The 23,032-nt window shown below is 40.9% G+C and carries 14 protein-coding genes and 2 tRNA genes; 12 read left to right on the forward strand and 4 right to left on the reverse strand.

Annotated features, from left to right (window positions below; translation table 11 throughout):
• The first annotated feature begins 4 nt into the window (after positions 1 to 4).
• Positions 5 to 241: a cytochrome b5 domain-containing protein gene (locus BLR53_RS15345; protein WP_037438913.1), complete on the forward strand. Its 237-nt coding sequence runs from the start codon at positions 5 to 7 to the stop codon at positions 239 to 241.
• 45 nt (positions 242 to 286) lie between these two features.
• On the opposite strand, the gene BLR53_RS15350 is transcribed toward BLR53_RS15345, so the two are convergent.
• On the reverse strand, positions 287 to 1,204 hold the full coding sequence (locus BLR53_RS15350) for a PfkB family carbohydrate kinase (protein WP_074590948.1): 918 nt from the start codon (positions 1,202 to 1,204) through the stop codon (positions 287 to 289).
• Positions 1,205 to 1,349: 145 nt separating this feature from the next.
• Here BLR53_RS15350 and BLR53_RS15355 point away from each other — a divergent pair.
• The 9 genes from BLR53_RS15355 to BLR53_RS15395 all read left to right on the forward strand — a co-directional run bounded on the left by BLR53_RS15355 (position 1,350) and on the right by BLR53_RS15395 (position 12,160).
• Positions 1,350 to 1,423 (forward strand) — tRNA-Asn (locus BLR53_RS15355).
• Between the two features lie 128 nt (positions 1,424 to 1,551).
• A tRNA-Asn gene (locus BLR53_RS15360) sits at positions 1,552 to 1,628 on the forward strand.
• 253 nt (positions 1,629 to 1,881) lie between these two features.
• The gene (locus tag BLR53_RS15365; protein ID WP_280513390.1) at positions 1,882 to 2,625 is read left to right on the forward strand and encodes an HD domain-containing protein; all 744 of its coding nucleotides are present in this window, start codon (positions 1,882 to 1,884) and stop codon (positions 2,623 to 2,625) included.
• Positions 2,626 to 3,000: 375 nt separating this feature from the next.
• Entirely contained in the window at positions 3,001 to 3,828 is an 828-nt protein-coding gene (locus BLR53_RS15370; RefSeq protein WP_074590953.1) for a siderophore-interacting protein, read from the forward strand.
• 220 nt (positions 3,829 to 4,048) lie between these two features.
• Positions 4,049 to 4,609, forward strand: a complete 561-nt coding sequence (locus BLR53_RS15375) for a sigma-70 family RNA polymerase sigma factor (protein ID WP_074590955.1) — start codon at positions 4,049 to 4,051, stop codon at positions 4,607 to 4,609.
• 23 nt (positions 4,610 to 4,632) lie between these two features.
• A complete protein-coding gene (locus tag BLR53_RS15380; protein WP_074590957.1) occupies positions 4,633 to 5,787 on the forward strand; it encodes a FecR family protein in 1,155 nt (384 codons plus the stop codon).
• 76 nt (positions 5,788 to 5,863) lie between these two features.
• Positions 5,864 to 9,388, forward strand: a complete 3,525-nt coding sequence (locus BLR53_RS15385) for a TonB-dependent receptor (RefSeq protein ID WP_234797592.1) — start codon at positions 5,864 to 5,866, stop codon at positions 9,386 to 9,388.
• Positions 9,389 to 9,416: 28 nt separating this feature from the next.
• The gene (locus BLR53_RS15390; protein ID WP_037443055.1) at positions 9,417 to 11,189 is read left to right on the forward strand and encodes a RagB/SusD family nutrient uptake outer membrane protein; all 1,773 of its coding nucleotides are present in this window, start codon (positions 9,417 to 9,419) and stop codon (positions 11,187 to 11,189) included.
• A gap of 32 nt (positions 11,190 to 11,221) precedes the next feature.
• Positions 11,222 to 12,160, forward strand: a complete 939-nt coding sequence (locus BLR53_RS15395) for an endonuclease/exonuclease/phosphatase family protein (protein ID WP_316931013.1) — start codon at positions 11,222 to 11,224, stop codon at positions 12,158 to 12,160.
• 89 nt (positions 12,161 to 12,249) lie between these two features.
• Here the strand turns inward: BLR53_RS15395 and BLR53_RS15400 are convergent, their stop codons facing one another.
• Genes BLR53_RS15400 through BLR53_RS15410 form a run of 3 tightly spaced genes read right to left on the reverse strand, consistent with a single transcriptional unit; the run spans position 12,250 to position 18,892 of the window.
• Positions 12,250 to 14,205, reverse strand: a complete 1,956-nt coding sequence (locus tag BLR53_RS15400; RefSeq protein ID WP_244889542.1) for a beta-L-arabinofuranosidase domain-containing protein — start codon at positions 14,203 to 14,205, stop codon at positions 12,250 to 12,252.
• A 51-nt stretch (positions 14,206 to 14,256) separates the two neighbouring features.
• Positions 14,257 to 15,849, reverse strand: a complete 1,593-nt coding sequence (locus BLR53_RS15405) for a RagB/SusD family nutrient uptake outer membrane protein (RefSeq protein ID WP_074590964.1) — start codon at positions 15,847 to 15,849, stop codon at positions 14,257 to 14,259.
• Between the two features lie 13 nt (positions 15,850 to 15,862).
• Positions 15,863 to 18,892 carry a SusC/RagA family TonB-linked outer membrane protein gene (locus BLR53_RS15410; protein ID WP_083332100.1) on the reverse strand — a complete coding sequence of 1,010 codons (3,030 nt, stop codon included), beginning with the start codon at positions 18,890 to 18,892 and terminating at the stop codon, positions 15,863 to 15,865.
• Between the two features lie 172 nt (positions 18,893 to 19,064).
• Between BLR53_RS15410 and BLR53_RS15415 the strand changes: the two genes are divergently transcribed.
• Together BLR53_RS15415 and BLR53_RS19715 are read left to right on the forward strand one after the other, a co-directional pair.
• Positions 19,065 to 22,217 (forward strand): ligand-binding sensor domain-containing protein, encoded by a 3,153-nt coding sequence (locus tag BLR53_RS15415; protein ID WP_083332101.1) that lies wholly within the window; start codon positions 19,065 to 19,067, stop codon positions 22,215 to 22,217.
• Entirely contained in the window at positions 22,214 to 22,969 is a 756-nt protein-coding gene (locus BLR53_RS19715) for a response regulator transcription factor (protein ID WP_083332102.1), read from the forward strand. Before BLR53_RS15415 ends, BLR53_RS19715 begins: the two co-directional genes overlap by 4 nt.
• Positions 22,970 to 23,032: the final 63 nt, after the last annotated feature.

Raw genomic sequence — 23,032 nt, forward strand, 5'->3', positions numbered from 1 at the left:
GCGGATGGATGTACAGGAATATACAAAGCAACAATTGGCTTTACGCAACGGACAAGATAAACCGCAGATCTGGGTAGCGTTTAAAGGGCTTATTTACGATGTTTCAGCTAGTCGTCTTTGGCGCAATGGAAAACATTATGAGCACTGGGCAGGGCAAGATCTAACTCCGGAGCTGAAGGATGCGCCACACACCGAAAAGGTATTTGAGAAATTTAAAGTTGTGGGCAAGTTGAAAACTTAAAAAAAGCTGACGAGATACCGTCAGCTTTTTTTTGTATTTGCCTGTTTAGGCAATATTAAATGAACTCAAGTTCACAAACTCTTTTACGCGGGCAGCAATTTCTTCTTCTGTCAGATTGATAATTCTTTCCGTACCGAATTTTTCGACGCAGAAGGAAGCCAGTGCAGAACCGAATACTATTGCATTTTTCATATTGTTAAAGTTTATCGTACCTACTTTAGCCAGGTAACCGATAAAACCTCCAGCGAATGTATCTCCTGCTCCGGTCGGGTCAAATACTTCAGCGAGCGGAAGTGCAGGGGTCGAGAAGACCTGGTCTTCATGGAATAATAAAGCGCCATGTTCACCTTTTTTAATAATCAGGTATTTTGGACCCAGAGTCAGGATTTTCTTAGCGGCTTTAACCAGGGAGTATTCTCCTGATAACTGACGGGCTTCTTCGTCATTGATTGTTAATACATCAACCAGTTTTAAAGTTTCCAGCAAATCATTCAGCGCTACATCCATCCAGAAGTTCATTGTATCCAGAACAATCAGTTTAGGGCGGTTTTTAAGCCTTTTAATCACCGTTTGCTGTGTTTGTGGGGCAAGATTACCTAACATCAGATATTCGCAGTCCTGGTAGCTCTCAGGAAGGATAGGGTCAAAGTCGGCCAGCACATTTAATTCTGTAACCAGTGTATCACGGCTGTTCATATCATTGTGATATTTTCCAGACCAGAAGAATGATTTTTCACCTGCTTTAATCTGCAATCCAGTGGTGTCAATTCCATGCTGGTTAAGGGTGTCAATGTCATTCTGATGAAAATCGTCACCGACAACGCCAACAATTTTGACGTTTTTGCAGAAGTAAGAAGCGGCTAAACTGGCATAGGTTGCTGCTCCACCTACGATTTTATCAGTTTTTCCGAAGGGTGTCTCTATCGCATCAAATGCTACACTTCCTATGATAATCAGGCTCATATGTTTTTATTTAAAATTATTTCATTTTTTTTCACTACAAATATTGCATAAATAATTTAAAAGCCCTAATATTGCATTCCCAAAACGAACGAACCATATGGTGCTTCACTAACATGAAAAGGACGTTTTGGTTAACCAGGAATACTCCCGAATAGCTCAGCTGGTTAGAGCATCTGACTGTTAATCAGAGGGTCGCTGGTTCGAGCCCAGCTTCGGGAGCAGAATAAAAGTCTTTCAGCAACGCTGAGAGACTTTTTCTGTTAAAGTAGAGGGCTATGCCTTTTATTGAAGTATTAAAATTGCAATTTATCATTTTAAGATTGCATAAATTTTAAAATGACCAGCACTCCTTCTTAGCTCAGCTGGTTAGAGCATCTGACTGTTAATCAGAGGGTCGCTGGTTCGAGCCCAGCAGAGGGAGCCAAAAGGCAAGCACGGTAAAACGGTCGCTTGCCTTTTTTTGTTTCAAGCCCTAATTTGCTTTCGCCCTTTAAATGGATCAGCTGGAGTAAAAATCGATCTTTCATCATCACCATTTTTGGAAGCATTATATTTGTATTATGATGACAAGCGATATTTTTTACGGTAATTTCGAACTTGAACCTATATTAAGTGATCTCATAAATTCAGCACCAGTTTAAAGATTAAAAAATGTTCATCAGGGAGGTGCCACTTTTTTGGTCTCTCCAAATGCTGGTCACAGTAGGTATGAACATTCTATAGGAGTTATGCTTCTTGTGCGGACACTAGGGGGTAGTCTGAAAGAACAGGTCGCCAGCCTCTTACACGATGTTTCCCATACCGCTTTTTCCCATGTTATCGATTATGTGCTGAAACAGAAGGGAGAAGATTATCATGAACAAATTTTCGAAGAAGTAATTGCAAAATCCACTATACCGTCCATCCTCTCTAATTATGGATTCAGCACTTCTGTGCTCGAATACCCCGGATATACCTTGCTTGATATGCCTCTTCCTGCTCTGTGTGCAGACAGGATAGATTATACGATCAGGGATTTATATCATTTTGGTCTTATCGATATTGTTGAAATACATAACTTTTTAAATGAGCTTGGTGTTCAGGACGGCAAGATCGGTGTGAAGAGCGAAAAAGCAGCTTCATGGATTACCGGTAAATATCTTCAGCTCAATAATGAATATTTCAGAAAGCCAGAACATATATTTGCCAATACCAGGGTTTCTGAATTGATCGCTCTCGGACTGGATAAAGGCGTTATCGTTTTGTCTGATCTCTGGAGAGATGATCCTGCAGTTTTATCGATGATAAAGTCCGATCCGCATCTGAACGTAGAACTTGAAAAAATAAAAGGCCTTGATGGTTTCAAAAGTTTTTCGGACTCTGGGTCCGGCATTGTATTCAAAGAAAGGACACTCGAACCGATGCTCATTAATGCTACCTAAAATCTTCAAGAAGAAAATTTGAATCCTGGAAAAGAGGATAAATAACAGATCGTAGTATTTCAAATGATAATTTACGCTGGTAATAGTCATAATTTTCCTCCGTACTGTTTCGTATTGATAATCAACTCAATTGTAGTTTTATTGTCATAGAATCAGTTAATTCATTTAGAACCTTTCTAAATAAGAATATTTTTACAAGATTTGCTCTCGTTAAAAGGTGATACAAAATTTATGCGTTTACATTATGCAGAAGGGTTTACCCAGCCCTGGCATCCATAGGCCATAAGAAACAAGCCCTGTTTACCCATGCCGAAAGGGCATGGGTAACGCAGGCACTATTAGTCTGGATTTCCCGGGCTAAAAAAATAGAGAACGATGAGTGAACAACAAAGTAAACCAGCGGTTATTCAGGCTGAATTGATCTTAAAATATAAAAAATATATAAATCCGCATTACATCAGAGTGACGCTGACAGGCGATGACGTGCCTAAATTTGCAGAAGTAACTGTTGGCGTAAATAATAAAATATTTATACCTCCTGCAGGAGTTGAACAAGTATATTTTCCAGAGTTTGATTATGAGAAAGGCACATGGAACCATCCACCAGAAGCTTTAAGGCCGACTGTACGTACTTATACGCACCGGGGGATCGATCTTGAGCGTAAAGAAATGATCATCGATTTTGTTGCGCATGGTGATCAGGGGCCAGCATCTGCCTGGGCTATAAATGCCCGGCCTGGAGACAAACTGGGGGTTGCCATGAAAGCAAAAACGAGTCATCTTTTTCCTGAGGCCGACTGGTATTTGCTGGTTGCAGATGCGACGGGCATACCTGTAATAGCTGCCATTCTTGAACAATTGCCGGCTACAGCTTCTGGAGTAGTTTTTATCGAAGTTCATGACAAAGCCGAAGAACAAGACTTGAGTACGAAAGCAGACATGCAGATTAACTGGCTGCATCATCCGAATCCAGGTGAAAATACAGTGCTTTACGATGCTGTACGTGAACTCGTATTACCTGAACTTCCAACAACACGTTTCGGATATGTTGCGGCAGAGTATAACGCCGTTAGAGATGTCCGCCAATATCTGAGAAAGGAAAGGGGCTGGACTTTAAATGAGTTATATGCCTATGCATATTGGACTTATGGTATCACTGAAGACGGATCTGTTCAGTCACGTCAACAGGAGCAAAAGAGTTAACAAGGTAAAAGATAATTAATTATAACTTTTTAATCTGCAGTTGTGAGGAAATTCTACCTCTCGGCTGCAGATTTTTTTTGTACCAAAATACTTACATATATCCTGTTCTTCAGCTCTTTCACAGGTTTGCATATGCTGGTTTAATGTTATATGTTTGAAATGCAACCAGCTGTAGTTATTCTTTGCACCGGTAAGACACCTATTAAATCAACCAAATATTTTGAATTCTGAATACTTTAACGAGTCGGAAGCTGAGCGTTCACTAGATCAGTTTAGTGCAGCAGATAAAGCTGACCTTAAAGTTTTCTTTTTTAAATATTATAAGTTACTCTGTGTACAGGCGTTTTATCTGTTGGATGATGAAATGGAAGCCGAAGATCTGGTACAGGATCTCATTATAAATTTCTGGCAAGAAAATAGATTCAGACAAATACAAACTAATTTTAAGGCTTATTTACAACAGGCGGTGTATCGCAGGTGTCTTCACGTATTAGACAAACGTAAAGTACGGCTGTCCAGAATGGACGATTATGCGCACAATTATTTAAATCGGGAATATTATCAGGACGGTATAGAGCGTAAAGAACTGGCAATGATTCTGGATTCTGCTTTGAATGAGTTACCACAACAGAGATTTGAAGTGTTTAAACTGGTTTGTATGGAAAATAAAAAATATCAGGATGCAGCAAATGAATTGGGAATTTCTATCAACTCCGTAAAAACGCATCTTAAATTAGCCATTAAGGGGTTACGGAAAAGACTGTTTTTTCTCAAAAATTGAAAATAATATGGTTATAAAAAGATATGTCGGAGGATAAAAGAGATCTTGAGCTTTTATTTATAGAGAAATTTCTCGGAACTCTTTCCGTTGAGATGGATCAGTATGCAAATGACCTGATCGCATCTTCTGAAGAGGCTGCGGAGCTTTGGGAACAAGTACAGGGTAAATTAGGATCTTCGTCGTCCAGCCATCGGATAGCACAATTCGATCCGCAATCGCGCTGGGAAAAATTCGAATCAAGTATTGAAGAAAATAGACATAGTAAACCAAAAAAGCGACGACTCCGGGTTTTTATTCCTTATCTGTCAGCGGCAGCGCTTGTACTCCTTATCCCATTTGTCTGGCTGTATTTTATCAAAAAAGAATCGGGTGACCAGGTTCCTGTACTAGCTGATACGGTGTTGCCTGCAAAGCAAGGCGTACTCTTAAGTATGGAAGATGGTCAGGTGCTAAAATTGGATAGGGGAACTATGGATATGAACCTGAATCAGGCCAGAATAAAAGTCGAACACGGTAAACTTAGTTATGTGCCTTCGGATATGGCAATTGCGGAACGGATAACCACACTCTCTGTTCCAGCAGGACAAGATTATAAAATTGAGCTCTCAGATGGAACTGAAATTTGGATGAATGCTTCTTCGTCTTTAAAATTCCCCCTCCGGTTTAACGGTAAGCAACGGGAAGTAACTCTGGTTGGAGAAGCATACTTTAAAGTTCAAAAAGACGCGAACAGGCCTTTTGTAGTTCATACAGAAGGGAATCAGGTGATTGTGATGGGTACCTCTTTTAATATCAATGCATATGATAAGGAGGATTATGTTGCTTCATTGGTGGAAGGGAAGATTAAGGCTGTGAAAGGTAATCAGCAGATTATGCTTGTCCCCGGTAAACAAGTAATTATGGAAAACAACCAGATGAAAGAGCAGCCCTTCGATCAAAGCCATATTCTATCCTGGATGGACGGACTTTATTATTTTAATGACAAGCCGTTGGTTGAACTTAGTGCTGTAATCGAGCGCTGGTTTAATGTAAAAGTGATAGTTAGCCAAGCTATTAAAGGCAAACGCTTTACCGGCGCCTTCGAGAAGAATAAGCCGCTAAATGAAGTGATGACTAACCTGAGATTATCAGGTGATGTGAAATCAAACCTTAAAGCAGGTGTCCTTTATCTGAACTGATTTTTTTTATTTCGTTTCCTCTTCACCCGTTTTTTCCTATTTCCGGTCTTATAATAAACCAATATAGACCAGATTTATGAAGAAACTCAAACTAAACACCGGGCCGCGGTACATGTTGCTGCTGCTGTTTTTACTCATCTTATCTTCTGCAACCCGCAGCCAGGGGAAAGATAAGATTACACTTGTAAATGATCATATCCGGTTGACGGATGTATTTTCGATCATCAAAAAACAGTCTGGGTACACTGTTTTTTATAACAATGAAATTTTGAATGATAAAGAGACGGTCCGTGCAAATTTTAAAGGCGCAGACTTGGATCAGGTTATGAATCAGGTGCTTTCTGGAAAAGAACTCAGCTGGGTAAAACAAAACCAATTTATCATTATTAAAAAAAAAGAGCCGGCAAAACAGGATAAAAATATAGCTATCCTGCCTTCAGGCATCATCAGTCAACAGCTTACTATTAGTGGTACAATCGTCGATGAAACAAATCAGACTTTGCCAGGAGTAAGTGTTAAAGTTAAAAATACAGCGACTGGAGCAATGAGTAATTCAGATGGAAAATATACCATCACCGCCGCACCTAATGCTGTTCTTGTTTTTTCTTTTATCGGATATATCAGTCAGGAGATTACGGTTGGCAGCCAGAAAACAGTTAATGTGAAGCTGGTTCCTGAAACATCAGACCTAAACGAAGTGATTGTCGTTGGGTATGGTACTACACGTAAGGAAAATTTAACCGGTGCCGTTGACCAGGTGAGCGGGGAGGTTTTCGAAAACCGTCCGATCACCAATATCGCTCAAGGACTTCAGGGCGTAATTCCAAATTTAAACCTTACACCCGGTGATGGAAAACCAACTTCGTCGCCTTCATTTAATGTCAGAGGTACAACCTCTATCGGGCAGGGTGGAAGTGCACTGGTTTTAATTGATGGGGTAGAAGGTGATCCCTCTTTACTGAATCCAAATGATATCGCTAGCGTTTCTGTATTAAAAGATGCAGCTTCTTCCGCAATTTACGGTGCGAGGGGTGCTTTCGGTGTCGTGTTAATTACTACTAAGAACCCAGTAAAAGACAAAATAAGTATCACCTATTCGAATACTTTTTCAACTAAAAAACCGACTACTGTTCCGGATATGGTAACCGATGGTTTTCAGTGGGCCACCATGTTTAATGAAGCGTTCTCCGCGTGGGATAACTATTCCACAACGCCGCAAAATGTAAACAAGACTCTTCGTTTTTCACCTGAATACCTGAAGGAACTCGAACGCAGATCTAACGATCCAAGCTTACCTAAAGTAGACATCAACCCGAATACAGGCGAGTATGTGTATTATGGAAGTACGGACTGGTATCATGAGCTCTATAAGGACCGTACCTCCTCCATGGAGCATAATCTTTCGTTATCTGGTAGCAGTGAAAAAGCTAGTTTTTACCTGACCGGAAGGATGCTGAATCAAAATGGGATCTTCCGTTATAATTCGGATGACTATAAAATGTATAATATCCGGGCTAAGGGATCTATTCAACTAACACCGTGGTTGTCCCTGAATAATAATACAGATTTCTCTAACGTACAATATCACAATCCACTGAATGTTGGAGAATCCGGCGGTATCTGGAGAAATATGGCTGATGAGGCCCATCCGCTCTCTCCACTGTTAAATCCTGACGGATCGCTGTCACACTCTTCCGCATATACTGTCGGAGATTTCTACTACGGCAAAAATGGAATTAATACTAATAAGAGACAAATTAGAAGTACAACCGGACTTGCTGCTTCTTTCTTCGATAATAAATTCCGTGTAAAAAGTGATTTCACCCTGCAGTATAAGGATGATAATGAAGAGCGTATCCGTGTCCCTGTTCCATACAGCAGAATTCCTGGTGTAAAGGAATATGTGGGGAACAATTATAACGACCTGCGCAATACACGCCGTGAGACGGAATATGTAGCTACCAATATTTATGGGGAGTACGAGAATACTTTTAAGGGTAAGCATTATTTCAAAGCGATGGCAGGCTACAACTACGAGTTGTCTACTTATAAACGTGTAATGGCACAGCGTAACGGGCTGATTTTTGAAGATGCTAAAGACTTGAATCTGGCACTTGGACAGTCTGTTCTGGCCGAGGGTGGTTATGAACGCTGGAATGTGATGGGTGGTTTCTACCGGTTGAACTATTCATATGATAACCGTTATTTACTGGAGGTAAACGGCAGGTATGATGGTTCGTCCAAATTCCCTTCTAATGAGAGATTTGCATTTTTTCCTTCTGTATCCGCAGGATGGCGGTTGTCTGAAGAACATTTCTGGAAAGTATCACCTGATATTATATCAAATGTTAAACTCAGGGCCTCTTATGGGGCGCTGGGCAATGGTAATATTGCATCTTATATGTTTCAGGAGCAACTGAAAATTAAACAATCTGACAGAATCCTTGAAGGAACCAGGCCTCAGCAGACAAGCAAGCCGGAAGTTATTCCTGCGGGGCTGACCTGGGAAACATCCACAACAAATAATTATGGTTTAGATTTCTCTTTACTTAAAGGGCGTCTGAGTTTTACCGGAGATGCTTACGTGCGGAAAACTACAGATATGTTTACCATTGGAATGACTCTCCCAGGGGTATTTGGAGCTACTCCGCCTAAGGGGAATTATGCCGATCTGCGTACGACCGGTTGGGAAGTCTCCGTAGCCTGGAGAGATCAGTTTAATATTTCTGACAAGCCTTTCAGTTATAATATACAGGTTGCACTATCTGATTATAAAGCGAAGATATTAAAGTATAATAATCCTGAGCGCCGATTGAATGACTATTACACCGGGCAGCGTATAGGTGAGATCTGGGGTTATGAAACGGACGGCTTCTTTAAGTCGGCCGAAGATATTGCTAGTTCTCCAAAACAGAATATCTTCCGTTCTTCTTCCAGTGGAGTATGGTTACCTGGAGATATCAAGTTTAAAGACCTGAACAACGATGGTGTGATTGATGATGGCGACAATACCGTAGATTCTCATGGCGATAAAAAGATTATTGGAAATAGCGAGGCACGCTATCGCTTCGGAATTAATTTCGGTGCAGAATACAGTAATTTCTTTTTTAGTGCATTCTTCCAGGGTGTTGGTAAGCAGGATTGGTATCCGAGTGCGGAGTCAAATACTTTCTGGGGACAGTATAACCGGCCATATGGTGACGTCCCTAAATATCAGTTGGGAAATATTTGGTCTGAGACTAACCCGGATGCTTATTTTCCAAGATACAGATCAAGATTAGCTTCCAATTCACAGGGAACTCTCGTCGCGAAACAGACCAGATACTTGCAAAACCTGGCTTATATCAGATTAAAGAGTATCCAATTTGGTTATAATCTACCTAAAAGCTGGCTTACACGTGTTAAAGCCGGTTCAGCAAGGATCTTCGTTTCCGGAGAGAATTTATGGACGTATTCGCCTTTCTATAAGCTAACTAAAGATATTGATATTGAAAGTACGGGGAAATCTGACCGTGATCTGACTGGTGATGATAATTTCGGTGATGGTAATAATTATCCGATCCTGAAAAGCATGACTATTGGTCTATCAATTACTTTTTAATTCTTCAGGTAATTCAAATAAAAAAAACATGAAAAAAACATTCATACTATTATATATAGCACTGGTGGCCGTATCCTGTAAAAAGCTGGATCAGAAGCCGATGGATACGGCTACACCAGAGGCCGTATTTAACAATGAGAAAGGCTTGCAGTTATATTCTAACTCATTTTATAATATCTTGCCGGATGCCGGTGGAGTACAGCGTGGAGACGCAATGTCAGATTTTGCGGCCAGGCGGGAGCTTCCTGAGTTTATAAGGCCTGGTGCATACAGCGCCAGACAAAGTACCGGATGGGATTGGGGAGACCTGCGTAATATTAATTATTTCATTGAAAAATGTAACGACCCTGCAGTTCCGGAAGTAACGCGTAAAAACTATATCGCGATTGCCCGTTTTTTCAGGGCCTGGTTTTATTTTGATAAGGTAAAACGTTTCGGAGATGTGCCCTGGATCAACAAAACTTTCCAGGTGAATGATCCCGACCTGTTTAAAGCACGTGATCCAAGAACACTGGTTATGGATTCCATTCGTCAGGATCTGGACTATGCAATCGTAAATCTGCTGAAATCAGATGATCCTACCCGTACAAGGATTACTAAATATGTTGCCTATGCTTTCAAGTCCCGGGTATGTTTGTTTGAAGGTACTTTTCGTAAATATCATACAAACTATAACCTGAGCACGACTGCCGATACCTGGTTACAATATGCAGCCGACGCTGCAAAGGAAGTAATGAATGGTGCAAATCTAAACATCAGTGAGGCTGGTGGCAAAGATGTAGCTTATCGTTCTTTATTTACAAGTAAAGCACCTGTAGCAACAGAGGTAATGCTTACTAATGTGTACGATGATGCGCAATCTCGCTATAATGACGCAAACTGGTACTGGACAAGTGCTACCTACGGTGATCGGGTAAGTTTGATCCGCACTTTCGTAAATACGTACCTGAATGTCGATGGTACGCCATTTACCAGTAAACAAGGTTATCAGACGATGTCGTTTCTGGAAGAGATAAAGAACAGAGACCTGCGATTGAAACAGACAATCCGTACACCAGGTTATAGCAGGATCAATGGAGGAGTTCGTGATGAACAACCGCCTTTGTTTTCTTATACTTTTACGGGCTATCATCCGATCAAATGGACATTAGATGATATGTATTATGATAGTGGCGAAAGAAATGATAATGTAATGCCAATTCTCAGATTTGCCGAAGTGTTGCTAAATTATGCGGAGGCGAAAGCTGAACTTGGCACACTCACTGATGCAGACTGGTCTAGTACTATTGGAAGACTGAGACAGCGGGCCGGTATTACAGGTGGGTTGAATAATATTCCGGTAATAGCAGATCCATATCTGAAAAGCACTTACTTCCCAAAGATTACCAGCCCGGCAGTTTTGGAGATTCGCAGAGAAAGAGGTATTGAACTTGTTTTTGAAGGTTTCCGTTTTTACGACCTGGTGAGATGGAAAACCGGGGAACTGATGGACCAGCAATGGAATGGGATTTATGTAACAGCTTTAGATCAATTGATGGATCTGAATGGAGATGGGAAACCAGATGTGTACTTTTACACCAGCAGGCCGGCTACTCAGGTACCGGGAGTAAGTTATGTTAATGTTGGAGCGACATCCGGTACGGCAGCTAATCCATACAGGTTAAGTGAAGGTAACAAAGGAGAAGTAAACTGGCTTTACAATGTAACCAGAAAGTGGGATGACAAATTCTATCTGTATCCGATACCTGAAGCTGACAGGTTAATGAACCCTGCTTTAGGACAGAACCCAGGCTGGAATTAAATTGGTCTGGCGTTAATTATTAATTTATAAAAATGAAAAGAATGACAAATCTGAAAAAACTACTGGCAATTGCAATGCTGCTTATTCTGCATTCAGTTGTGGTTTCGGCACAAACTTTTAATGTGGCTACTTATAACCTTCGAAATGATAATAAGGGCGACGTAGCACAGGGAGATGGTTGGGTTGACCGCAGGCTGCCGGTTGTTGCTGCTTTAATTCGTTTCCATGGTTTTGATGTTTTTGGAACACAGGAAGGTTTCTATCATCAGCTGACCGGATTGAAAAGCGCTTTGCCTGGATACGATTTTACTGGTGTTGGCCGTGATGATGGAAAACAGGGTGGTGAGCATTCTGCGATCTTTTATAATTCGAAGAAGTTTGATTTACTGGAGCATGGCGATTTCTGGTTGTCTCAGGATCCGACCAAACCTAATAAAGGTTGGGATGCTGTACTGCCAAGGATTTGTAGTTGGGCAAAATTGCAGGTAAAGGGAACTAAAAAATCCTTTTATTTCTTCAATATCCACTTTGATCACGTAGGTGTGGAGGCGAGAAAGGAAAGTGCAAAGCTGATTTTAAGCAAAGTTAAAGAAATGGCTAAGAATCATAGCGCAATTTTAACCGGAGACTTCAATGTAGACCAGCATAATGAAAGTTACCTGCTGTTAGATAATTCTGGTGTATTGAAAGACGCTTTTGAGAAAGCAGAATTCAAATATGCGGTGAATGGAACCTTTAATAATTTTAATCCAAACACCAAAACAGAGAGCAGAATTGACCATATCTTTTTGACTGATGATTTCGCTGTAAGTAAATACGGAATACTAACTGATACTTATCGTTCGCCAATCAAAGATAAAGAAGAAGAATACCGCTCAGGTAATTTCCCTAAAGAGGTATCGCTTAAGGATTACAGAGCAAGAATGCCGTCGGATCACTTCCCGGTTATGGTTACTGTATCGTTTAAGTAATTGCTATGAAACAAAGAAAGGGTGCCGGTAACGGCACCCTTTCTTTGTTTCATAAGAACCGGGTTTTGTTCATCAAAACTTAAATGTCTTTATTCTTTTCTTATTACGGGAAACTGAGATATTCTGAGTTGTGTACATCCATAGGGTACGAGCGTTATCTCTTCTGCGGTCGGTTCAGTTTCGAGCTGGTAGATTGTACTGAAAGGAAGCGGTCCTGCCATTTCGTTATAAACTTGCCATAACGGGATGCGTTTTGCCTGCGTTTTAATTTTAATAGGGGAACCTTCCTGGTTCCATGGATAAGCTGCCAATGGTCCATCTTGCTTTTCAACGATATAATTTTCCGCTAGTTTATCTTCCTGCACATCCAGCAGACCGTAGTTCCATGGTGTGGTTGGTTTGATCTCGTAATAACCTTCTCCGTATTCTTCCGGATCAGTCTGGTTCTTCACAAACTGTCGGTCTTCGCCTATTTTCAATCCGTAAACTAATGGACCACGTTCTATTGATACCGAGTTCTCATACCATTTGTTTTTAGAGATGTGCATAGGCAGAACAAGCTCGAGTACATCACCTGATTTCCATCTCCGGCTTATCTTTGTGATGATGTTGCCGGCTTCTTCTTTCAAAATCGTACCGTTTACTTTGATCGTTGCCTTTTTGCACCATTCAGGAATTCTTAGATGAAAGGGGAATTCTGCTGATCTGTTCTTATCTATTTTTATGGTGAATTTGATATTCTCCTTAAATGGATAATCAGTTTCTTCGATAATACTAACAGGAATATCGTTAGCCACTTTCAGGCGTACCTCACTTGGAGAGTAGACCAATGCGGCAACACCTTTATCCGGAGTTGCGTAAAATAGGTTTTGCGTAAACTTGGGCCATCCCTGATGCATATTGGAAGTACAGCATGGGAATCCTGTAAGTACGCCGTAACACAGGTCAGTGCCATGATGATTAACCTCAAAATTTCTGGTCTTTCTTGTAGCCATGATCTGGTTAGCCTGCTGGAAGTATTGATGCGTGACAAAGTCATCTGATACCTGCGCAGGAAGTGTGTTAAACGTTATCTTTTCCAGATGATCGGCATATTTAATATTTCCGGTAATCTCAAGCATGCTTTCCAGTGAGAACATCATCTCTACAGCAGAGCACAATTCTGAGCCCTGGGTAGGATTGTTTCCATGCAAAGCCTCATCACCGCCATACAGGCCATGTGCCATTCCATTAAAGCGACGCAAATCTTCGAAACCTTTATTCGTTGCATCCAGGTATTTTTGTTCGGGGTTATGCTGATAATATATGATTGGAGCTTTAATACCCTGGGCGAGATTGACACAGTGGATACTGCCTTTTGTGGCTAACAGGTTTGTATTGGTGAATGCATTGGTATAATCAAATGTCTGTTTATGTATCAGTTCTCCGAGTTCAAGTAAAAAAGGATCTTTTGTAATGTCATGCAGCCAATAAACCAGCATCAGGTTATCCCCGCCGCGGTATTTAGCCCAAAAGGTCCATTTATCAAGAGGCTGCTCAGGCAGTTCCTTTAGCTGATATCTGAAATAGTTAGTCATTAATTTAATAACTCTTTGATCATTAGTGGCGGAGTAATACTGTTTAAGTACTTTGAGCATAACCATTTTCGGCCACCAATCCTGGCTGTTATCCCGCTGCAGTCCATTTTCAGGGCCATAATCCTTTGAAGGTCCAAAATAACCATCTGGCCGCTGGCTTTTAAGAGCCCACTCTATCCACGGTTTGGTTTTGGCAATCAGTTCCTTATCATTTAAAATATAGGCAAGTGGCAAAAGTCCGTCAAGCCAGTACGGTCCGCGCTCCCACTGGTCACCATCTCCACCCAACCAACCATTGCGGTGGTTCATCACTGCGGGATAAAGTTTGTCCAGATTTCCGGTAGAGCCAGATTTTTGCCGTAAAAGCATTTCTTTCAACCAGCCGTTGGGCTTTATAGCACCGAGAGGCAGTTCTTTATAAGGATTGGTATTTGGCGTTCGGGTCTGTGCTGCAGCTGTTAGCTGCATGTTTAATAATACGAATAGGAAGAAGTAAAATCTCATAATTATTTTTGATCGTTAGTTACTGAGTTTAGGATTGGAATTGACGGCAGACTGGGGAATCATAAAAACTGCCCTGTCATCGCCATTAGGTTTGTGAGAGAGCCAGCTTTTTCTGGTAAATATGCCGAACCGGATATTGTCCCGGCGGCGATGACCTTCCCATGCGAACTCCCATCCCAATTCATCATGCAGTCGTCCGAACTGGATGGGCTGTGTGTCACCAGGACTTACAGGAAGGTAATTCTCAATATAACCATAAATATATTTGGTATTCTGTGTCAACTCTGACCCTGAAACGGTTGCCTTAGCGGGAGCCGTAAAACTCCTTGATCTCACCTGGGAAACTGATTGAGCGGCTTCATCTGGATTTCCGTTTCTCAGCAAACACTCCGCTTTCATAAGTAATACCTGCGCATAGCGAAAGAATGGAAAGTCATTGCTTAGATTATACTGACTCCCTGTTCTCACATCAAATTTGTTCATGCGGTAACCTTGTGACTCGCCTGTAAATAAACCGTCTGGCAGTGCTTTGGTAAATACCAGTGGCTTTCCTGACTGGTCATATGATCCTTTCAGCGCGGTCACACCATCTGCTGCAAATTGTGGTCCCATCAGCCAGGTGTTAGTTAATCTTTGATCGTCTGTATCATAGGTATCAATAAATTGCGGTACACCCAGCGCTGAACCAGATCCCCATGGAGTTGCCTGTAACAACACTTTATCTTTTAATGCCCCGTGCCAGGAGAACATTTCCGGGAAAAACCCGCTGGCTAAATTTTCATCAAAGGGCACCGAAAAAATAATTTCCGGAGAGTTTTCATTCTGTGTGGTAAAGATCTTCCGATAATTAGTTTCGAGCCCATATTTTCCGGAATTGATAATATCAGTACACTCCTGCAAACATTCTGTCCATTTTGGCTGTCCGGTATAAACGATGCTATTCAGATAAACATTTGCCAGCAATGCTTTAGCACCCCATTTGTTGAACCGGCCATACATCAGCTTATTATTTTCCTCGCTGAGCGACGGGATCGAAGTATTCAGCTCCGTTACTATAAATGTATAAATATCGGCTCTTGAAGTTTTTGACGGCAGGTCCGTGCTGGTAGTAGTGACTAGTGGTGCCGCGCCGAAATTATCGCAGATGAGCCAGTAGTAGAATGCCCTTGCCGTTTTCATTTCCGCAATAAGCTGTTCTTTTGAAACGTCTGAGGGAGCAGGTACGACCCCTTTTTCAAGCTGTTCAATGACCCTGTTGGCATTAATCACTCCTTTGTACAGCACATTCCACATATTCGCAAGCTGTGGATTCTCGGAGTTCCAGGTGTGAAGATGCATTCGTTTATAAATACCTCCGTCATCCCATCCTGATGCATTTGCGGGCATCACGAGTTCATCGGAAGTTGTTTCCTGCATCATGTAATAATTGGTGTGGCCAAACAGTCCCCGCATATTCGCATATACGATTCCAATTGCCTGGTAAGCATTTTTATATTCATAAGTATCTTGTGTAACATCGGAGTAAACGATCTCGTCGAGATTGTTTTTGCATGAAACGGATATTCCAATTATTGCAATTACTGATATTCTTTTTAGGAGGTTTTTCATCTTTGTTTTGTAATTAAAAATTGAACATTGCACCAATTGTATAAGTTGAAGTAGCCGGATATCGGTTTTTGTCGTCCATGCCGGGGGTAAGGCCGGCAATACTTACCTCGGGGTCAATTCCCTTATATTTAGTGAAAGTGAACAGATTGGACCCCGATGCGTATATGCGCATGTTTTTTATCGATGTATTTTTTAATTTGAGATTATAACCAAGAGTGATATTATCGATTTTCCAATAATTTCCATTTTCAATATAATAACTCACATAGTTGAGCGACTGATCATCTGCCAGAGGACGTTTTCCATAAACTTTATCATAAGCTGAAGAGAGCAGGTTGCCTCGGGTGAGCATCACCGGAGCTTCATAAAACATTCTTGGGGTATTCAATATTTGAAAGCCAAAAGCCCCGCGCATCACAATATTCAAGTCAAATGCCTTGTATGTAAACGAGTTATTCCAGCTTAGGTAGTGTTTTGGAAGACCGTTGCCGATAATCTGCTTGTCATCAGCTTGCTGCTCTGCTATCGGTTTAGGTTTGCCGTCTTTTCCTTCGATTATCCAATGCCCTGCCTCGTCGATATCAATGGATTTAAAACCCCAGAAGTTACCAATAGGCTGACCGATCTGGACTCTGCTTATGCTCTGCTGAATTGGCTCGCCTGTACTTCCTGTATCAAAGTATCCGCTTGCTAACTGAAAATTGTTGTCCGACAGCGATACGAGTTTATTCTTGTTTGTGGAGTAATTTACAGTAGTATTCCATTTGAAGTCTGTATGGTCGATGACATTGGCATTTAACTGGACCTCAATTCCTTTATTTTCCATCGATGCAGCATTAGCACGGATCGTGTTATAAAGATATGGAGGAGTTGGTACAGTATAATCCAGAAGGAGGTCTTTTGTGGTTCTTTGATACATATCGACTACCCCTGTAATGCGGTTATCGAAAAGGCCAAAATCAATACCGATATTTGTTTCTTGTTTTCTTTCCCATCTCAAATTCGGATTCGCATTTGTGGCGGGGTTAATGGCTTGTACCCATTCTCCGTTAATGAGTACAAGGGTGCTGAAATTCAATCTGTCAAGAGACATATACGGATCGATTGGCTCTGTCCCGGTTACACCGTATCCGCCCCGGATCTTAAGTGACGTCAAAAACTTTGTATCCTTGAGGAATGATTCGTTTTTGATATTCCATCCTGCAGATACTGCTGGAAAACTACCGTATTTATAGTTCGTACCGAACTTGGAAGACCCTTCCCGTCTCACGCTGGCCATCAATAGATATTTATTGTCGTAACTATAGTTTAACCTGAAGAAATAGCCGACAAGCTTGTTCTGGCTCTGGTAAGAACTCTGCAGTGCTTCACCTCTGGTTAATGCGAGACCTGCGCCCATATTGTTGTAAGAAAAATCATCTGCAGGGAAGTCCCAGTTTTGCATCCAATAATCCTGATAATTTGTTTGCCTCCAGCTGTATCCTCCAAGAGCGGTAAAATCGTGTTTCTGAATTGCTTTACTGTAGGTCGCAGTCAGTTCGGCCAGATCCTCTACCGATCTTGTTGTACCTCTTGAAGCATATCCGTTTTTACGATCGCGGCGGGTAGATAAATGCTGTTTGGTTTCATAATATCCCCTGGTGCTGTTAAACAAATCTCTTGAACCTAAAAACATGATTTTAAGATCATCAATGGGACTATAGGTTACCGTACCCATACTTCTGAAGTTGTTGTTCTGTACCAGACCTTTAGTTTCTTCCAGTAATGAAATGGGGTTTGCATAATCAGTTTTATCGGGATGTTCTGTCCAGTTCCCCTGGACATCCCGTATAGGGTCGGTAGGGTTGTAGGTCACCGCATTTCTGTAAACATCATTTCTGAAGCTGGTGCCATCTCCGCCGGAAAAATACTCTTGCTGATATCCGTTAAGGTTGACGTTCACCTTAAGTTTTCCGTCAAACATATTGTGGTTGATTTCAAGTCTTGGGTACAAGATTTTATTGTCCGACTTTTTGACCAATCCGTTCTGATTTCTGTAATTAAGATTTGCGATATAATTGGTATTTCTTGTTCCGCCCTTTAAACTGGCATTATATACTTGCGAAAAAGGATTCTGCGTAATTTCTTTCAGCCAGTCTGTGCTTGCACCATAATCTGTGGCTCCTGTTCTATGCTGCGCAACAAGTGACCTGTATTGCTCAGGAGACATAAAATCCAGCTTCTTGGTAATTCGCTGCGTTGTGACGTAACTGTTGATTTCAACAGTTGGAGGTAGTTCTCCGTTTATTTTTTTTGTAGTAATTAAGATTACACCATTTGTTCCTCTGGTTCCATAGATCGCTGCCGCAGAGCCGTCTTTCAAAACGTCCACAGATTCTATATCTTCTGGTGCGACAGTGGTTAAAGTCCCTGGTACTCCGTCTATCAGGATTAAAGGTTCTCTGCCTGATAAAATTGATGTAATACCTCTCAGATTAATTTGGGATGTTCCGGTAGGATTTCCGTCTGGCGTAACCACACTTAAGCCGGCAACCTTTCCACGAATCAATTGACCTGCATCAGATACCGCACCTTTCACGAAGTTGCCTGCTTTAACTGTTGAAACGGCACTCGTTACCCGTTCACGTTTCTGCGTTCCGTAACCTATTACTGCCACTTCGTTTAATGAATTCGAAGTCCCGACGAGCCGAACGTTTATAATACTTCGATTGTTTACCGGAATTTCCTGAGTATCGTATCCAATAGAGGTAAAAACCAGTACAGAAGTTTTTTCGTCAAGGACAATTGAATACCGTCCTTTCTCATCAGTTGTTGTTGCTGAGCTTTTGTTTTTGACTTTTATACTGACGCCCGGGACCGTAGCACCGGTTTCGTCTGTTACAACACCGGTTACACTTATTTGCTGCGCCACCTGACCTGTAGCAGTGATTTTTTTTACTGATGCTGAAGTGATGCCGGTTGAAAGAATCATCGTAAGCCAGAACATACAGATTTTGTGTGTGTAGTGTTGCCACCTGTACACGAATAGTAAGTTTTGTTTCATTTTACATTTGGTTTATATTTGTTGATTTAGTAACAAAGCAACTATATCGGCGCGTCAATAGCTTAACTCACCGTCTCAAATGCTATTCAATTTGATTCATATTTCTTTACACCTATGAATAAAGTCGGATACAGGCAACTGATTTTGTATTTTTGATATTAAACTGAAAGTTTTGAAAAATCTACTGACCATATTTATCTCGCTGCTTTCAATCTTTACCGGTAGTGTCTTTGCGCAGCCTTATTATTTCAGGCATTACCGTGTTGAAGACGGTCTAAGTAATAACACGGTATTTACTGTGATGCAGGATCAACGCGGATTTGTATGGTTTGGAAGCAAGGAGGGACTGAACAGATTTGACGGAAATTCATTCAAAACATATAATGACCGACGCTTTCCCGAGAATATCAGAGGTTTCATTCTCCATATGGCAAAGGCAGAAAAGGGGGATATCTGGATTGGTACCCGTAGAGGGGTTTACAGGTTTGATGAGCAAAAAGAGACCTTTTCGGCAATCCGGCTTCTGCCAGATCTTGAAATTGATGAGATCAAAATGGATGAAAATGGGCGCTTATGGGTGCTTGCCGACTGGAAACTTTATTGTTATGACGACAAAAAAGGAACGGTTCAAAAATTTCATCTTCCAGCCGACCCAGACATCGCATCTTTTACCAGTACCGGCGGTGCGATCTGGGCATGCACTACTTCCGGATATATTTATAAATGTCTCCTGCCAAGCAATAGTTTCCACTGCCAGAATCCGGGAAATCCACTTCCACATACTAATCTCAATCGGGTTATTAAGATCTATTTTGTAGACAATACACTATTTATTGGCTCGACAACAGGTTTAGTGAGTTTTGATATTAACGCTAAGATTTACCGTCAAATTATTAACTCAAACACTTTAGGATACCCCGTGTTTGTCCGGGATATTCTCCGCTATTCAAAGGACGAATTCTGGGTCGCTACTGAAACTGGGATCTTTATCTATAATCAGACAAATGCACATCTTACCCATCTGAAACAAAATTACAGTGATCCGTATTCACTATCCGATAATGCAGTGTATTCACTGATGAAGGATCAGGAGGGAGGAATTTGGGCTACCACTTACTTCGGCGGTGTTAATTATTTTCATCCGCAGCAGTCGAAATTCAAGAAATATTTCGCCAATTCCTCCGTAAATCCAATAAGTGGAAATGGTGTAAGAGAGATATGCAGTGATGATGTCGGGAATTTATGGATAGGTACTGAAGATGCTGGCTTAAATAAGCTTAATAAAAGAACAGGAGAGATTTCGTCCTTCCGTTCCGTACCCAGAACAAAAGGGATCTCGTCGGATAATATCCATGGGTTAATGGCTGTAGGAAGAGAATTATGGATAGGGACTTTCGAACGTGGACTGGATATTTTAGATATCCCCACAGGAAAGGTGATCAGACACTACAGTGCTGAAGATTCTGCAAGTGGACTAAGCACGAATTTTATCATCTCCATTTGTAAGACAAAGAATAATGAAATTTATCTGGGTACTAATCAGGGTTTATACCTTTACAAACCTGTAACAAATAGCTTTTTACTTGTACCTCAACTGCCACCTGATGTCTATATTTCTTCTCTATTTGAGGACGATATGGGTACGCTATGGATCGGAACTATAGGTAAGGGAGTTTTCTATTATAATAGTAACAGCAATAACCGGGGAAATCTCAGGCATGATCCAAATGATAAAAACAGCCTGAGTAATAACATGATTTCTGACGTATTTCAGGACAGTAACCGTGACTATTGGTTTGCAACAGAAAATGGAGGGCTTAATTATCTGAGCCACGATCGAAAAAGGTTTCAGGTATTCACGACGCAGGACGGCCTTCCAAGCAATCTGATCCTGAAGGTGCTGGAAGATGAAGCAAAAAATCTTTGGATTACGACTTCTAAAGGATTGGTGCGTTATAACAGACAAAACAATAGCTGGGTAATCTTTACTAAACCTCATGGTCTTTTGACAGACCAGTTTAACTATAATTCTGCATTTAATGATCATGGTACATTTTATATGGGTACTGTCGGCGGCCTGATTAGTTTCAAGCCAGATGATCTGAATCCAAGCGTTGTGGTACCACCCGTATATATCACCAGTTTTCAGGTGGATAATCAAGAGCTTCGTATTGATGGCTCGACACTAAAAAAATCCATCACCTTTACTGATACCGTTGAACTTAGCCATAACCAGTCTTCATTCAGTATTGGTTTTGCTGCCCTGGCATATACAACACCTCAAGTAACTCAATATGCCTATATAATGGAGGGGCTGGATAATCAATGGACATATTTGAAAAATAACAGGCATGTATATTTTACTAAGCTGTCTCCGGGAACTTATACTTTCCGGGTTAAATCTACCGGCTATAAGGACAGGAAAGGACTCGAGCAAAAACTGGTTATTGTCATAAAGAATCCCTATTGGTTCAGTATATACGCATTCATCCTTTACACTATAATGATTGTCTGTATAGTTTATTGGGTCATTTCCACTTACCACCGTAAAATCAAATTAAAAAACCGAAGGAGGCTCGAGCAACTGGAACTGGCAAAAGAAAAAGAGATCTATCAGGCAAAAATTGAATTCTTCACCAACGTAGCCCATGAAATCCGCACACCACTCACATTAATAAAAGGACCTCTGGAAACTGTTATGGATGAGGTATCGGAAATAAAATCTGTTCAGAAGAATCTAAAAAGTATTGAACGAAATACAGAACGTTTACTTTCACTTACCAATCAGTTATTGGATTTTCGTAAAACTGAGCATAACGGGTTAAGTCTAAGTTATGTTAAAACGGATGTCTCAAAGCTGATAGTTAAAATAACAAATTCCTATTTGAGTATTGCAAAGGAAAAAGATATCAGCTTTCAGATGTTGTTGCAGGAGAAGCGTTTATTTGCATTCATTGATATTGAGGCTTTTACAAAGATTGTCGACAATCTGGTCTCCAATGCAATTAAGTATGCCGATAGCAAAGTTTTGATCGAAATGGTTACTGTAAATTCAACTACATTTTCTATCAAGATTAGTAATGACGGCTTTATCATCCCGGTTTCTCTGAAGGAGAAGATTTTTGAAAGTTTCTACAGGGTCCCTGCGACAGAACATCTGTCGGGTTCTGGAATCGGCCTGTCCTTGGCAAGGTCCTTAACAGAATTACACGGCGGTTCTCTTTTACTCGCTGAAAGTGAATTACCATACAACGTATTTGTATTAACACTTCCTGTACATCAGAATGTAGAGTTTAATTTACCTCATTTGAAGAAGATTTTATGAAAGCAAACATACTTTTAATAGATGATAATGCAGAAATACTGGAGTTTATAGAAGATTCTCTGATCGCAGAATACAATATTTTGAAGACTCAGGATCCTTTGCAAGTAGAAGATCTTCTCCATACAAATGTCATCAGTCTTGTTATAAGTGATGTAATGATGCCAGTTATGGATGGTTTTGAACTTTGCCACCGCCTGAAATCCAGTCTTGAATGGTGCCATATACCACTTATCCTGCTTACAGCGAAAAATACATTGAGTTCTAAAATTGAAGGGCTGGAAACCGGAGCAGACGCTTATATCGAAAAACCATTCTCTCCACGACACTTGAAAGCGCAGATTAGTAATCTGTTGGCGAATAGGGACATGATCAGAAATTATTTTGCCAGCTCCCCGTTAGCACATCTCAAATCAATGGCTAGCAATCGCGCTGATGAAATGTTCCTCGAGAAAATAAATCATATAATTGTGGCCAACCTTAATAAGCCTGAACTTGATGTTAAACATCTTGCTGAAATGCTATGTGTCAGCCGGCCAACTTTATATCGGAAAATACGTTCGATCTCTAATTTGACATTGGCGGAACTCATCACACTTGCAAGATTAAAAAAAGCCGCGGAATTGCTTGCGAACGGTAATTATAGAGTCTCAGAAGTATCTAATATTACCGGCTTCAGCTCCCCAAACCATTTCAGCCGAACTTTCCTGAAGGAATTTAAAATGTCGCCTAGTACGTTCATTAAAAATCTCTGATCATCTGCAGATCTGTTATACGGTTTCCAAACTGAAAAATTGATTGGAACAACGTCAGAAAGT

The sequence above is a fragment of the Pedobacter antarcticus genome (assembly GCF_900103515.1).
GTDB classification, from domain to species: domain Bacteria; phylum Bacteroidota; class Bacteroidia; order Sphingobacteriales; family Sphingobacteriaceae; genus Pedobacter; species Pedobacter antarcticus.

Bases quoted from the DNA above. Each gene is read 5' to 3' on its own strand.
- BLR53_RS15345 (WP_037438913.1), top strand. From the start codon at position 5: ATGGATGTACAGGAATATACAAAGCAACAATTGGCTTTACGCAACGGA.
- BLR53_RS15350 (WP_074590948.1), bottom strand. From the start codon at position 1,204: ATGAGCCTGATTATCATAGGAAGTGTAGCATTTGATGCGATAGAGACA.
- BLR53_RS15370 (WP_074590953.1), top strand. From the start codon at position 3,001: ATGAGTGAACAACAAAGTAAACCAGCGGTTATTCAGGCTGAATTGATC.
- BLR53_RS15380 (WP_074590957.1), top strand. From the start codon at position 4,633: ATGTCGGAGGATAAAAGAGATCTTGAGCTTTTATTTATAGAGAAATTT.
- BLR53_RS15385 (WP_234797592.1), top strand. From the start codon at position 5,864: ATGAAGAAACTCAAACTAAACACCGGGCCGCGGTACATGTTGCTGCTG.
- BLR53_RS15390 (WP_037443055.1), top strand. From the start codon at position 9,417: ATGAAAAAAACATTCATACTATTATATATAGCACTGGTGGCCGTATCC.
- BLR53_RS15395 (WP_316931013.1), top strand. From the start codon at position 11,222: ATGAAAAGAATGACAAATCTGAAAAAACTACTGGCAATTGCAATGCTG.
- BLR53_RS15400 (WP_244889542.1), bottom strand. From the start codon at position 14,205: ATGCAGCTAACAGCTGCAGCACAGACCCGAACGCCAAATACCAATCCT.
- BLR53_RS15405 (WP_074590964.1), bottom strand. From the start codon at position 15,849: ATGAAAAACCTCCTAAAAAGAATATCAGTAATTGCAATAATTGGAATA.
- BLR53_RS15410 (WP_083332100.1), bottom strand. From the start codon at position 18,892: ATGAAACAAAACTTACTATTCGTGTACAGGTGGCAACACTACACACAC.
- BLR53_RS19715 (WP_083332102.1), top strand. From the start codon at position 22,214: ATGAAAGCAAACATACTTTTAATAGATGATAATGCAGAAATACTGGAG.